The sequence below is a fragment of the Nordella sp. HKS 07 genome, assembly GCF_011046735.1.
Taxonomy (GTDB): Bacteria; Pseudomonadota; Alphaproteobacteria; order Rhizobiales; family Aestuariivirgaceae; genus Taklimakanibacter.
In genome coordinates this window covers 6,551,913-6,565,411 of the sequence record NZ_CP049258.1, presented here as the reverse complement: position 1 = coordinate 6,565,411, position 13,499 = coordinate 6,551,913, and the positions used below count along the sequence as shown (strand labels likewise).

The window sequence follows — 13,499 nt, the reverse complement described above, 5'->3', positions numbered from 1 at the left end:
GCGCTTTATCTTTTTGTTTGCGCATGGTCTTTTTCGGAAAACCGCTTCGCATGGTCGGGTCAAGCCCGACCACAAGCTTTCCGGATCATGCTCGCGCGGGATGCGAAAAAGTGGGCACCGGTTTTTCGCTAGAATCCCGCGCTAACATATAAGAAGCGATCACGTTTATGAGTTTGGATTGATTCAATCCAAACTCATCGTGATCTAGTGCGTAAGTTCCCGCATGGCCTTGTCGAGTCCATCGAGCGTCAACGGAAACATGCGGCCCGTGAAGAGGCGGCGGATGAGATCGGTCGAAGCCGAATAGCCCCAGTGCTTCTCCGGCGAGGGATTGAGCCAGATCACCTTGGGATAGATGTGGGCTACCCGCTGCAGCCACGTCATGCCGGGCTCATCATTGTAATGTTCGACCGAGCCGCCGGGATGAGTGAGCTCGTAAGGCGACATGGCGGCATCGCCAATGAAGATTACTTTGTAATCCGACGGGTAAGTATGCAGCACCTGCCAGGTATCCAGCGGATCGTCATGGCGGCGGCGGTTGCTGCGCCATACCCGCTCGTAGAGGCAGTTGTGGAAGTAGAAATACTCCATGTGCTTGAACTCGGCGCGCGCCGCCGAGAACAGCTCCTCGCACAGGCGGATGAACGGGTCCATCGAGCCGCCGACATCGAAGAACAGAAGCACCTTCACCGTATTGCGGCGCTCCGGCACGAGTTTGAGATCGAGATAGCCTTTATTGGCGGTCGAGCGAATCGTGCCGTCGAGATCGAGCTCCTCGGGCGCACCCTCGCGCGCGAATTTGCGCAGGCGTCGGAGCGCCATCTTGATGTTGCGCGTGCCGAGCTCGACCGTGTCGTCGAGATCCTTGTATTCGCGGCGGTCCCACACCTTGACGGCGCGGTTGTTGCGATTTGTGTCCTGGCCGATGCGCACGCCTTCGGGATTGTAGCCGTAGGCGCCGAAAGGCGACGTACCGGCGGTGCCGATCCACTTATTGCCGCCCTGATGGCGGCCTTTCTGCTCGGCGAGGCGCTTCTTCAGTTCCTCCATGATCCGGTCCCAGCCGCCCAGGGCCTCGATGAGTTTCTTCTCCTCTTCGGTCAGGAACTTCTCAGTCAACTTGCGCAGCCATTCCTCCGGGATCTCGGCGAGGAGCGCATCGGCCGAAGCTTCGAGGCCCTTGAAGACGTGGCCGAAGACGCGGTCGAACTTGTCCAGATTGCGCTCGTCCTTCACCAGAGCGGCGCGCGACAAATAATAAAAGTCCTCGACCGCAAAGCGGGCAAGCCCCGCATCCATTGCTTCCATGAGAGTGAGATATTCCTTGAGCGTGACGGGCACGCCGGAAGCTTTGAGCTCATGGAAGAAAGTCAAAAACATGGTTCGTGGCTAATACAGGGTCTCTAATTCGATATGCTTGCCTCGAATGCTCAGAGAAGGACTTCGTGGAGCCGGCTTCACAGTCTGGTCGAGGCCCACCGATTTTACCAGGCGCGTGAAGACAGGATCGAATTTCAACGATACGCCGTCTACGAAGAGAGGGCCGTCCATCAATTTCGCCTTTTCCTGCACTTCAATCAAAGCCGGAAAGCCGGGTCTTGCGAGATAGGCAGTGCGGCTATCCTCCATGGATTTCAGGCTGTTGAGATGCAGGAGCCAGCCCGATCGGGATATCGAGCCCAGAAACCCGTTGAGGTCCAAGACGTCGATAGCCAGATGGTGTAGCCCGGGCCCCCGTTTTTGCAAGGCTCTCCGGTAGGAACCAGTATCTCTCGCCTCCATCAGGAGGAGCGCGTTTCGTTCATTGCCTTGAACGTAGATTTCCCGAGTTTCCGGGAAGACCTCTTCTTCTCCGATCTCAAACCCGATCTGCCGAAAATGATCGGCAGCCTTGAGAATGGAAGGAACAAGAACGGCGACGTGGCTGGGCGAGCAAATCATAGACAATCCCTAGTACCATATCCCCATGCGGTGCCAGTGAATGCGCGGATTGCGGATCGGCGGGACGAGTGACGGGCCGGGCACGGGCCGGGTGGCGGTGAGTGCTATCTGCGTGTCGGGCTCGCCGGCGAGTGCCAGAAGCCGCGCCACTCTGTCCGCAGTCACAGGATGGGTGCGGAGCAGCGACGGATTAGGCACGCGCCCGGCCGGGAACAAGCCTTCCCAGACGCGACCCTGCCGGCGCTCCAGAGTCTCGAGCGCGGAAGCAAGGCCGGCCGGATCGCCGGTCAAGGCGGCGCCGTCCAGATCGGCGTCATATTCGCGGGTGCGCGACAGACCGAGCTGAAGGAGGCCGCCCAATGTGGGCGCGAAGATCAGGAGCAGGAGTCCGATCCAGGGGATATCGATCCCGGCACCGAAGAGCGCCGGTATGCCGATCAGGCCAAGGATGGACATCGAGCTGGTGATGCGCGTCAATACATCCGCAAGCGCCATCACCCGGAGATCGCCCGATTTGATATGCGAGGTCTCATGGGCGAGGATGCCGGCGAGCTGGCGCATGGTCATCGCGCGGATCAGGCCGTCGGTGACGGCGATCGCCGAATCCTGCGGCGTGCCGACGGCGAAGGCGTTGAGCATCTTGCTCGGCACGTAATAGAGCTGCGGGATTGACGGCAGGTCGGCGCGCCGCGCCAGCTCGCGCACCACATGATGGATGTCGGGCAGTTCGTCCGGCGACAGAGCGCGCGCCTTGTAGAGACCTAGCACCATCTTCGGCGACACGCGTCCCATCGTCCACAGACCGAAAGCGCCGAGGATCGCTGCCCAGACAAGGCCGGTCGGGCCGAGCACCGTCCAGGCGATGGCGGCGACCAGGAGAGCCGATCCGCCGACCAGAATGACCGTGTGCAACGCGTTGCGTAGATCGTGGCTGCGCTGCATCGCAAGGTTAAGACGTGGGCGTGGCATTGTCTTTGTCTTTGGGCTCACCGCCAAAGTTCAACAGTTCGCGGGCCAGGCTCGTCAGCGTCTCCTTGGCCTCGGCCTCCTGCGGAATGGGGCGGCAGACATCGCGGGCGGCGAGGCCGATACGCGCGGTGAGGATACCATTGACCGCGCCTTCGCCAAAACGCGCCGACAGGCGGCCGATCAGGCCCTTGCCGACGACATGCTGAATGAGGTTGTCGGACAGTGCAAGGCCGCCGGTGACCGCCAGATGACCGATGACCATGCGGGCGAGCTTGAGGGTGGCGAGTGTCGAGGGGCGACCGCCATAAAGCGTGGCGATCTCGCGCAGCATGCGCAAATTCTGGGCGGCGACGAAGAGAATATCGAAGGCCGCGGCCGGCGTCACCGCCGTGAGCAGGGTCACGCGGCGGCTGCGGCGGGCGATGATGCGATGCGTCTCGGCGTCGAACCCGCTCACCAGATCGCGATCGGCGAGCCGGATGCGGTCCTTGGCGTCCATGACGTCGCTCTCATGCTCGGCGAGAACCTTCAGACCCCAGGAAGCATCGTGCCGGCCGCGATAGACGGATCTGAGCGCCGCGATCACGCGCTTCGCCGCTTCGTCATCGTCGTGATTGAGGGCGCGCGCCGCATCGGCCTGGACATGCTCGATGCGGTTGAGGCGCAGCAGGCCCCAGATCTCACGGATGATGATGGCGAGCACAGCGAGCGCGGCCACGCCGGCAAGGCCGGCGCCGAGCCAGCCCAGATAGACGGAGCGTTGGAAGAGCTGCTCGATGAGGTTGGAGGCCGAAAGCCCGGCCCAGAGCACGAACAGTCCGAACAGCGCCGAGATGAGGAGCGAGCCCCATTTCAGGCCGCGCGAGGAGGGCAGCGGCGCGGGCGGCACCACGACCAGTTCCTGGCCGCCTGGGTCCTCATCGAACTTGATCTTGCCATGAATGGCGCGCGGCGCCCGGCGCACCTTTTCGGGGCGCGGAGCGGGATCGATGCGGAAGGCCTGCGGCCTGCGGTGATCGTCACTCATCTAAAGCGATCTCCCAACAGGAATTCGAGCGTGCGATCGAGGCGAATATGAGGAAAGCTCTTGCCTACTGTCAAAGGCGGGCGGAATTTTACGAAACGCAGCGCGCCTTCGAGACCACCGCGCAAGGCCTCCTCGGGATTGGCCGGCAGATCGCCGGGGAAGATCGCCACTTCGGTCTCGCCCTCGAATGTTTCCTTGCCGATCGTCTCACCTTTTTGCGGGATGCCGACGATGCAGGCGAGGTCCTCGCCCTTCTGGCGCAGCGTCGCCTCACGCGTGGCGCGTATGGCGGCGAGCGCCGCGATGTCGATACCGGCTCCCGAATACTCGGCGCGCGCTGCGGCGTCCTTCACGATGAGCTCCAGGATCGCCTCGAGGCGGTCGTGGCTCGAATGATGAATGAGATCGGCCTTGGCGGCAGCGAAAACGATGCGGTCGATGCGGCGACCGACGAGCGCCGATGTCCAGCTGTTGGCGCCCTGGCGAAATGCCGCGAGCACATCGATGAGGGCTTTCTGCAGATCGCGCATGGCATCGGCGCCGGCATTGAGCGCGGTCAAGGCGTCGACGAGGATGATCTGGCGATCGAGGCGGGCGAAATGGCCGAAGAAGAACGGCTTCACCACCTTTGCCACATAGGAGTCGTAGCGCCGTGCCATCAATGCGCCGAGCGAGCCGCGCGGGAAGGCGGCGTCGGGCGTCACATCGAGCGGCGAGAAAGTGAGAAGGGGCGAGCCCGCGAGATCGCCCGGCATCAGGAAACGGCCCGGCGGCAGTGACGACAGGGAGACGTCGCTGCCGCGACCGCGGGCAAGATAGGAGGTGAAGAGCTCCGCCGCCTTCTGGGCCTGCCGCTCCTCGGCGGGCTTCGAAGGATCGAGCGCCGACAGCAGGCCATGCCAATCATGCGCCAATGCGAGCCGCGGCGGCAGCCGGCTCGAAGCCACGGTATGTGCCGACCATTCCTGATAGGTGAGACCGAGCAAAGGCAGATCGAGCAGCCATTCGCCGGGATAATCGACGATGTCGATATGGAGACGGTCGCGGCCGAGATTGCGGGCCACGAAGCCTTGCGGCGTGTAATCGAGAGTGAGGCGCAGCTGGCTGATGCGGCGGGTGCTTTCCGGCCAGCGCCGCTCATCGGCGGTCAAGGCCGCGAGATGGTCTTCATAGGCGAAGCGCGGCAGGTCGTCGTCGGGCTGCGGCTCGAGATAGGCGCGGGTGATGCGGCCCTGCGCCTGCGCATCGAAAAGGGGAAGCCGTGTCTGGTTGAGGAGCGCGTGGACGAACGCGGTGATGAAGACAGTCTTGCCGGCGCGCGCGAGGCCGGTGACGCCGAGGCGCAAAGTGGGCGTGGCGAGACCCGACGCAAAGTCCTTGAGGCCGCCCGCCGCGATGCGCGCGCTGTCGATGAGGGAAGTCCGTTTCAATGCGTCATGGTCCAGATTTGCCCCATAGTTGGGGGCATGAGCCGCCGGACGCAAGGGCTAAGTTGTTGCTTCCTTTACGAGATCGCGCGGCCGGACGAAGGCGGAAAGCGTGCCCTTACCGTCCTCGATATCCTTCCATTCCTTTGCGTCGAAGCTGATTTCGACCAAAGCGCCGGTCGGATATTTCTCGGCAAGGCGTTTGCGCAATTTGGCGTCGCCCTTGCCGACGAGGCGCTGGGCGAGGCGCTCGATCGAAGGATTGTGGCCGACAACGAGGACCGTCTTGGCGCTGTCGGCCTTGGCGCGCACGGTGTCGAGAATGCGCCCGCCATTGCCGAAGTCATAGAGCCCGTCCTCCATCAGAAGACGGGGCGCGCTGCGCAGCTGGGCGGAAGCCAGCTTCCATGTCTCGCGGGCCCGGCGTGCCGGCGAGCAGAGGACCAGATCGGGATTGAGTTTATGCTCGCGCATGAAGCGGCCGATCAACGGCGCGGATTTCTGACCGCGTGTATTGAGCGGGCGGTCGTGATCGTCGAGGCCGGGATCGGTCCAGCTCGATTTGGCGTGCCTAAGCAGAAGGAGGCGAAGCATGGCGGGACGAAGTATAGCGCCTTTGTGACAGGTGAGCGACAGCGATCAGGATAGCGCGGGATGCGAAAAAGTGGACACCGGTTTTTCGCGACAATCCCGCGCTTACTAAAGGAGTCGATCTAGGGCGCCGATGACGCGCAGCACCTCGTAGCAGGCCCCGAAAGAATGATAGTCGGTCTTGCCGGCGGGGCTCTTGATGTCGCTCAGCTTGCGGCCGTCCGGCGCCAGGATGCGATACCAGCAGCCAAAATCGTGATCGACGAAGTGACGCCAGCTATAGGCCCATAGCCGGTCGTAATCCTGCCAATAGCGTTCCTTCCCGGTCCTGACCGCCAGGGCCGCGGCGGCGGCCAAGGTCTCGCACTGCACCCAGTGATATTTGTCGAGATCATAGAGACGATCATCCGGACCGTAGCTGTAATGCATTCCGCCATGCGCGATGTCGGTGCTCTTTGCCAAGGCCGTTTCATAGAGATGCATCGCCGTCGGCAGCATCCAGTCCTGTGCGCGATGGCGTTCCAACACCATCAAGAGCTTCGTCCATTCGGTCATGTGGCCCGGTTGATAGCCGTAGGGGCGGAAGAGATGGCGCGGATTGTCCTTGTTGTATTCCCAGTCGACCGACCACGTCTTGTCATAATGCTCCCACACGACGCCCTGCGCCTGGCGTGGAAGCTCGGCGCAGATGCGTCTGGCCAGCGTCTCGGCCCGGTCGAGATATTTGACATCACCCGTCGCTTCATAGGCGGCAAGCATGGCCTCGGTCATATGCATATTGGCGTTCTGGCCGCGATAGGGAGAGACCGTCTTCCAATCGCGGCTGATCTCGTCCTTGTAGAGCTGGTGTTCCTCTTCCCAGAAGCGCTGCTCGATAAGGGCAAAGGTCTCCTCGACCTTGTCGCGCTTGCCTGCGATCCCTGCCTTCAGTCCCATCGCATAAGCGAGAAGTACGAAGGCGTGGCCATAGCAATGCTTGGTCGCGTCATTGGGGCTGCGGCGCGTCATGGTCCAGAAATAGCCGCCATGATCGGGGTCGCGATGCGCCTCGCTCAGATAGTCGAGGCCATGCGCGGCGGCCGCCTTGAAATCGGCGCGGCCGAAAAGTCCGGCGGCGAGCGAGAAGTTGAAGATGAAGCGGGTGGTCGAGACGATATGCTGGTTCACCCGGTCGGTGATGAAGCCGTCATCGCGGTATTCGTTGTAGTAACCGCCATCCACCTGGTTGAGGCAGATCGGATAATAGAAATCCATGATCTCGCGCATATGGGCGAGCAGGAAGTCAGGTGAGCGGAAATCGGGGAGGGGCGTCATCGCGCGGTCTCCCCGATGCTCACTTGCCGATATCGGCGAGCGAGAAAGGCGTTGTCTGATAGACCTCGTTGATCCAGTTGCCGAACAGGAGGTGAGCGTGGCTGCGCCAGCGGTTCTCCGGCACGGCATGGGGATCGTTGCCCGGATAATAGTTCTTCGGCAGCTCGATCGGCTTGTTGGCCTTCACGTCGCGCCAATATTCCTCGCCGAGCGAGGCCGAGTCATATTCGACATGGTTGAACATGTAGAGCGAGCGACAGGCCTTGTCCTCGATCATGCAGAGGCCGGCCTCGTCCGACTCCATCAGTATTTCGAGGCCGCTGTCCTTCGGGATGTCGGCGCGGCGGTTCTCGGTCCAGCGCGAGACCGGAATCGAGAAATCATCGGAGAAACCGCGCAAATAGGGCGACGCCGGTTTCAGGTTCTTATGGCGGTAGACGCCGAAGCGCTTCTGCCCCAAAGCGTGCTTGGGCACGCCGTGGAAATGATAGAGGCCGGCCTGGGCACCCCAGCAGATATGGAAGCTCGAATGGACATTGGTCTGCGTCCAGTCGAAGATGCGCCGCAGCTCGTCCCAATAGGTGACGTCGGTGAATTCGAGAAGCTCGATGGGCGCGCCGGTAATGATGAAGCCGTCGAACTTCTCCGTCTTCACATCCTCCCAGTCGCGGTAGAAAGCGAGGATATGGTCGTTGGGCGTGTTCTTCGGCACGTGATGCGTCATCTTGATGAGCGTCATCTCGACCTGCAGCGGCGTGGCGCCGACCAGACGGGCGAATTGCGTCTCGGTCTTGATCTTGTTCGGCATGAGATTGAGCAGGCCGATGCGCAAGGCGCGGATGTCCTGGCGGGCGGCGGTCTCCTCGCTCATCACCATGACACCCTCTTGCTCGAGGGTGGCGCGGGCCGGCAGGTCGTTCGGGATCTTGATGGGCATGGTCAGTGCTTGTCGATCGCGTGCGACACGAGATCGAGGAAGTCCTCTTCTGTCTTCACTTTGGGTACGTCTTCCATCTTCACCGTGTAGCCGAAATTGCGGGCGATGGCCTGGTAGAGCGGAATGCGGTGATGGAGCAGCTGCTCGAAGCCCCAGACGGCGAAACCGTCGGGATCGACCTCGCAATCCTCGCCTATCGAATTGATATTCTTGTACTCGGCCCACTTCTCGTCGAGGAAACGCGGCTGGTAATACATGGGCTTGGGCGCCTTGCGGAAACGCTCGACCAGCATGCGGGCATGCGCCGGGGTGCCTTCGATATAGAGAAGGAGTGTATTGTCGGCGAGGCACTGCAGGACCGGATCGCTGAAATCCTCAGGGTCCACCACCTCGCACAGGCTGCCGCCCGAGTCGCAGACGAAGTGGCTGTATCCATAGATCTCGCGCGAGCGCTCGATGAAGGAAGGCACGTCCTTGAGCGCGTGGATCTCGCCTTCGCGGTGCTGGGCCTGGCGCTTCTTGTATTCGGCGAAGTCGATGCCGCCCCTTTCGGGGTTGCCGGGCTTGCCGAGATAGGTCGAGAGCGGCTCCAGATTCTGGAAGGTGATGTTGGAGGATATGTAGATCGAATCCGATCGCAGGAGGTCGCGCAGGAAGGGGACCTTCATCGCCTCGCGCTTGAAATTGTCGACGATATGCTCTCCCATGTAGCGGGTGCCGATCCGGTAATCGACCGAATAATGGAACCAGTCGCGGTCCTGCAGGAGATCGGCAAGCGTCGTCTTGCCGACGCCGGACATGCCGAAGACGGTCACGGCCTTGTTCGGCCAACTCCGGAACTCCCTGCTGGTCTTGAAACGCATCGGTCACCCTCTAGAGCCATTCCCGACGGGAAGGACTCGAATACATATGGTCTGGAGCGCTTCCTTATCGCCAAAGTCGAGCAACTCTGGCGGGAAGCGCTCTAGCGCGTGATCAGGAAAAGTGGCTACCGGTTTTCCGTCCGATCACGCGCCAAAACTAAAGATTGCGATCACGTACATCACTTCAGGCCGACCCGGCCTGAAGTGATCGTGATCCAAGTGGAAGCGGTCTCAATAGCTTAAGGGAGGGGGCGGGAGCAACGGCTCTCGCAACAGGGCGGAATTGCGTAATATGACGGGGAAGCCGAAGATTCGGGGGGGACCATGACGCAGAGATCCGCCGAGACCTGGTATGAGGCGACAGCGCCTGGCCGCGAGGCTCAGGCCGCGCCGCGCGGCGTCATTGCCGCCGATGTCTGCGTCATCGGGGGCGGGCTGGCCGGCCTCACCACCGCCATGGAGGTGCAGCGGCGCGGCCGGATCGCCGTCCTGCTCGAGGCCAAGCGCATCGCCTGGGGCGCTTCCGGGCGCAATGGCGGCTTCGTCGGCAACGGCTTCGCGCTCGGCGTCGAGGAGATCATCGAGCGGGTGGGTCTGCGGAACGCCCAGGCGCTCTACCGGCTTTCGGCGCATGGCACCGAATATGTCCGGCGCGAAGTGGCGCGCCTCGACCAGACCATCCGTATGGGCGACGGGATCATGGTGGCGCAGCGCACCGATGATCCCTTGGGCGCGCGCCGCCGTCTCGACATGATGCTGCGCGATTTCAGTGAGGGACTCGAGCTCCTGTCGACCGAGCAGACCCGCATGCTGCTCCAGTCGGAGCGCTACTTCCAGAGCCTCAAGAACCCACACAGCTTTCTCATCCATCCGATACGCTATGCGCGGGCTTTCGCCGACGATGCGCAACATAGCGGCGTCATGATCCATGAGAACTCACCGGCGCTCGAGGTGCGCAAGGCGAAGGGCGGTTTCGTCGTGCGGACCGCCCATGCCGAGATCCATGCTCCCCATGTCGTCCATTGCGTGTCCTCCCTCGATAGGCGGATCAACCGGACCATTGGCCGCGCTGTCCTGCCGATCGCCACCTATGTGGCGGTGACCGAGCCCTTGGAGCAGGACGCGATCCGCACGCGCTGCGGTGTCGGCGACATGCGCCGCGCCGGCGACTATTACCGGCTCATTTCCGACAAACGGCTTCTGTGGGGCGGGCGCATCACCACCCGGGTCAGCGAGCCGGCGCGTCTGGCGGAAATGCTGAAACGCGACATGCTGTCGGTCTTCCCGCAGCTCGGCGATCCCAGGATCGATTATGCCTGGTCCGGCCTCATGGGCTATGCGTTGCACAAGATGCCGCTGATCGGACGCGCCGTCGACGGGCAATGGTTCGCCACCGCCTTCGGCGGTCATGGTCTGAACACCACCGCCATGGCGGGGATCCTGATGGCACGCGCCATCGCCGATCGCGACGACGAATATCGCCGGTTCGCGCCTTTCGCGCCCAAATGGGCGGGCGGACCATTCGGGCGCATCGGCGTCCAGGCGAGCTATTGGCATATGCAATTGCGCGACGCGCTCGACGAGCGGGCCGACCGCAAGAAGCGCGCGATGCGCGAGTGAGGAGGCGAACATGGCCGCGAGCGAGGAGTGGATTGACATTGGTTCGGCGAGCGAGCTTGGACAACAGACGCTTAAGCCCATCGAGGCGGGCGCGGTCAAGATCGCGCTCTCCTGCGTCAATGGCGCCTTCGGCGCCGTGCACAATGCCTGCAACCATGTCGGCGGGCCGCTGGGCGAAGGTGCGCTCGACGGCGACTATATCGTCTGCCCGTGGCATCAATGGAAATTCCACCGGGTGAGCGGGCTGGGCGAGCCCGGTTTCGAGGAAGACCGCGTGCCGGCCTTTCCGGTGAAGGTCGAGAATGGCCGCGTGCTTCTGCAGCTCAAGCCGACGAAGCGCCAGAAGAAGCCGCATGAGCCGCATCCCCTGGCGCGGCCGATCCGGCGCGCCGATGGGCCGATCCGTGTCGCCGGCATCTCGACCACGGCCATGGACAAGGGAGCACCGCGCTATTCGGGCTCGGACGATCTTCTCGGGATTGCGCTCAAGGGGGCCGAGGCGCAGGGCTGCGAGACGCAGCTCATCAAGCTCAACGATCTCAAATTCCGCGCCTGCGAGGGCTATTATTCGAAAGCGGCGCATGCCTGCACCTGGCCGTGCTCAATCACCCAGATGCGCCCCAAGGATGAGCTCACGCCCGTCTACGAGGCGCTGGTCCATTGGGCCGATGCGGTGATCATCGCGACCCCGATCCGCTGGGGGCAGGCGAGCTCGCTCTATTTCCGCATGGCGGAGCGTATGAACTGCATCCAGAACCAGGTCACCACGCATAATCGCGTGCTGATCCGCAACAAGGTGGCGTCCTTCATCATCGTCGGCGGCCAGGACAATGTACAGGGCGTCGCCGGCCAGATGCTCGGCTTCTTCGCCGAGCTCGGCTTCCACTTTCCACAATTTCCCTATATCGCGCATTCGCGCGGCTGGGCGGCGGAGGACATGGAGCGCAATGTCGCTGAAGTCCGCACGTCGGAGGAACTGCACAAGGGGGCGGCCGATCTCGCGGAGCGCACCGTGGCCCTGGCGCGCAGGCTGCTCGACACCGAACCCGCCGAACGGATCGTGCGGGGCGGGCGCAAGGCGCATGCTTTGGATTAGAACCGCAATTTCCCTGCTCGGTCGAGCAGGGAAATTGCGCGTTTCGCGTCAGGTGGCGAATTTCAAGCCGATGATGCCGGCTACGATGACAGCGATGCTGATCAGTCTCGCTAGAGCATTTTCATAGTTGATGGCGATAGCCAGCGGCGCGGATATAGTTTTCGCACTCTTTCGGTGTGAAGGTGTTGAGAGTGCGGGCGATAGCCTGGATGAGGGTTTCGAGAGTACGGGCAGCTTCCTTTCGCAGGTGTGATTTGAACTTGGCGATTGCCTGCTCGATGGGGTTGAGATCGGGTGAGTAAGGGGGCAGGTAACGCAGAGCAGCACCGGCGGCTTCGATCGCATCCTTGATGCCGGGAACCTTGTGGCTGGCGAGATTGTCCATGATGACGATGTCGCCGGTTGAGAGTGTGGGCGCAAGGATCTGTTCGACATAGGCGCGGAAGCACTCGCCATCCATCGGACCATCGAAGACGGCAGGTGCGGTGATACCGTCGCATCTGAGAGCGGCGACGAAGGTTATCGTTTTCCAATGTCCCCACGGGACTTTGCACAGCAGGCGCTGTCCGCGGGGAGCGCGGCCATAGCGGCGTGCCATGTTAGTTTGAGCGCCGGTCTCATCGATGAAGACAAGGCGCGCCGCGTTTAGATCGCTCTGAGCCTCGTGCCAGGCTCGGCGCGCTTCGGCGATGTCTTCGCGCTCCTGCTCGGTGGCGCGTTGTGTCTTTTTTTGAGCGGCAGCTTCAACTGCTTGAGAGCATTCCAAAGGCAACCAACACTGACCTCGATACCATGCTCAGCCAGTAAGAAGGTCCGGATCTCCGCTAGCGTGGCATCACAGTTCTCACTCACATGCTGGCGTAGAACTTCATGATGGCCCTTGAGCTTGGGCTGGGGACCACCAGCCCACGGCAGCGCTGTCGTCATTCCGCTGGTCCGACGCCGGATCAGAATCTTATAGACGTAGGACACATCGACATGAAACAGCTCAGCCACCGCGCCGGGCTTCAGCCCGCCGTCAACCGCCGCCAACACGCGATCACGTAAATCCTGGGAATAGGGCTTGCCCATGGGGTCCTCGTGCCGAATCAACCACAAGAACAAGGAATCAGAAAACCCTCCCCCTGAGAATCCCCCAGATTCCATCAATCACGAAAACGCTCTAGGTTGGCTGAATCGCCAAACAGATAAATGCCCAGCACGGCGGTACCGACGGCCCCGACGCCGGTCCATATCGCATAGGCGGTGCCGACGGGCAGTGTCTTGAGTGCCAGCCCCAGGAACGCGAAGCTGACGATGATGCACGAGACAGTCAGCACAGTTGGAATAGGCTTGGTGAAGCCTTCCGTGTATTTGAGCCCGATCGCCCAGCCGATCTCGAGCACACCGGCAATGAAAAGATAAATCCAGGCCATGTGAAACCTCTGCTTCTCTGCAGGGGTCGTCCCATGCACATAATTTTGGAAAGGCGAGGCCGTCCTCGCGCCGGCTATATAGGTAAACAGCGCTGCCAGATCAAGCGCGCCAGAACGGTTTCTTGATCTCGTTCAAGGCTTCCTCGAGACTGAGACCGATATCCTTGACGAGGTAGTCGCCAAGCTCGATCTGCCGCCCGAGATCACGACGGTAGCGGCGGCGGGCGATCCATGCGCCCATCGTGTTCTGCATCTTACCCTCCTGTTTCCGCGAGTCTTTCACCACCTCCAGATAGTTC

At 62.0% G+C, this 13,499-nt stretch carries 14 protein-coding genes; 2 read left to right on the top strand and 12 right to left on the bottom strand.

Annotated features, from left to right (window positions below; all coding sequences use genetic code 11):
• Nucleotides 1-204: 204 nt before the first annotated feature.
• From G5V57_RS31110 to G5V57_RS31070, 9 genes are all read right to left on the bottom strand, one after another.
• A complete protein-coding gene (locus G5V57_RS31110) occupies nucleotides 205-1,380 on the bottom strand; it encodes a VWA domain-containing protein (protein ID WP_165172689.1) in 1,176 nt (391 codons plus the stop codon).
• Between the two features lie 9 nt (nucleotides 1,381-1,389).
• A complete protein-coding gene (locus G5V57_RS31105) occupies nucleotides 1,390-1,941 on the bottom strand; it encodes a VOC family protein (protein ID WP_165172687.1) in 552 nt (183 codons plus the stop codon).
• Between the two features lie 9 nt (nucleotides 1,942-1,950).
• On the bottom strand, nucleotides 1,951-2,910 hold the full coding sequence (locus tag G5V57_RS31100) for a zinc metalloprotease HtpX (RefSeq protein ID WP_165172685.1): 960 nt from the start codon (nucleotides 2,908-2,910) through the stop codon (nucleotides 1,951-1,953).
• Nucleotides 2,891-3,937: a YcjF family protein gene (locus G5V57_RS31095; RefSeq protein ID WP_165172675.1), complete on the bottom strand. Its 1,047-nt coding sequence runs from the start codon at nucleotides 3,935-3,937 to the stop codon at nucleotides 2,891-2,893. The genes G5V57_RS31100 and G5V57_RS31095 overlap by 20 nt, the downstream gene beginning before the upstream one ends.
• A complete protein-coding gene (locus tag G5V57_RS31090) occupies nucleotides 3,934-5,367 on the bottom strand; it encodes a YcjX family protein (protein WP_165172673.1) in 1,434 nt (477 codons plus the stop codon). Before G5V57_RS31090 ends, G5V57_RS31095 begins: the two co-directional genes overlap by 4 nt.
• Nucleotides 5,368-5,424: 57 nt before the next feature.
• On the bottom strand, nucleotides 5,425-5,958 hold the full coding sequence (locus G5V57_RS31085; protein WP_165172671.1) for a histidine phosphatase family protein: 534 nt from the start codon (nucleotides 5,956-5,958) through the stop codon (nucleotides 5,425-5,427).
• 105 nt (nucleotides 5,959-6,063) lie between these two features.
• Nucleotides 6,064-7,269: an AGE family epimerase/isomerase gene (locus tag G5V57_RS31080; RefSeq protein WP_165172669.1), complete on the bottom strand. Its 1,206-nt coding sequence runs from the start codon at nucleotides 7,267-7,269 to the stop codon at nucleotides 6,064-6,066.
• 19 nt (nucleotides 7,270-7,288) lie between these two features.
• Nucleotides 7,289-8,206, bottom strand: coding sequence for a homoserine O-succinyltransferase (gene metA, locus G5V57_RS31075; RefSeq protein WP_165172667.1), 918 nt, complete (start codon nucleotides 8,204-8,206; stop codon nucleotides 7,289-7,291).
• A 2-nt stretch (nucleotides 8,207-8,208) separates the two neighbouring features.
• The gene (locus G5V57_RS31070; protein ID WP_165172665.1) at nucleotides 8,209-9,069 is read right to left on the bottom strand and encodes an ATPase; all 861 of its coding nucleotides are present in this window, start codon (nucleotides 9,067-9,069) and stop codon (nucleotides 8,209-8,211) included.
• Between the two features lie 324 nt (nucleotides 9,070-9,393).
• On the opposite strand from G5V57_RS31070, the gene G5V57_RS31065 reads away from it, so the two are divergent.
• Nucleotides 9,394-10,689 carry an FAD-binding oxidoreductase gene (locus G5V57_RS31065; RefSeq protein ID WP_165172663.1) on the top strand — a complete coding sequence of 432 codons (1,296 nt, stop codon included), beginning with the start codon at nucleotides 9,394-9,396 and terminating at the stop codon, nucleotides 10,687-10,689.
• 10 nt (nucleotides 10,690-10,699) lie between these two features.
• Nucleotides 10,700-11,785: a Rieske 2Fe-2S domain-containing protein gene (locus tag G5V57_RS31060; RefSeq protein ID WP_165172661.1), complete on the top strand. Its 1,086-nt coding sequence runs from the start codon at nucleotides 10,700-10,702 to the stop codon at nucleotides 11,783-11,785.
• Between the two features lie 121 nt (nucleotides 11,786-11,906).
• Here the strand turns inward: G5V57_RS31060 and G5V57_RS31055 are convergent.
• The 3 genes from G5V57_RS31055 to G5V57_RS31045 all read right to left on the bottom strand — a co-directional run bounded on the left by G5V57_RS31055 (nucleotide 11,907) and on the right by G5V57_RS31045 (nucleotide 13,453).
• Nucleotides 11,907-12,856 (bottom strand): IS630 family transposase gene (locus tag G5V57_RS31055; RefSeq protein ID WP_165174269.1). Its coding sequence is split into 2 segments (ribosomal slippage): nucleotides 11,907-12,520 and nucleotides 12,520-12,856, totalling 951 coding nucleotides; the frame shifts between segments, so codons are not numbered across the junction.
• A gap of 74 nt (nucleotides 12,857-12,930) precedes the next feature.
• Entirely contained in the window at nucleotides 12,931-13,200 is a 270-nt protein-coding gene (locus G5V57_RS31050; protein ID WP_165172648.1) for a multidrug efflux SMR transporter, read from the bottom strand.
• 100 nt (nucleotides 13,201-13,300) lie between these two features.
• Nucleotides 13,301-13,453, bottom strand: coding sequence for a hypothetical protein (locus G5V57_RS31045; protein WP_165172646.1), 153 nt, complete (start codon nucleotides 13,451-13,453; stop codon nucleotides 13,301-13,303).
• Nucleotides 13,454-13,499: the final 46 nt, after the last annotated feature.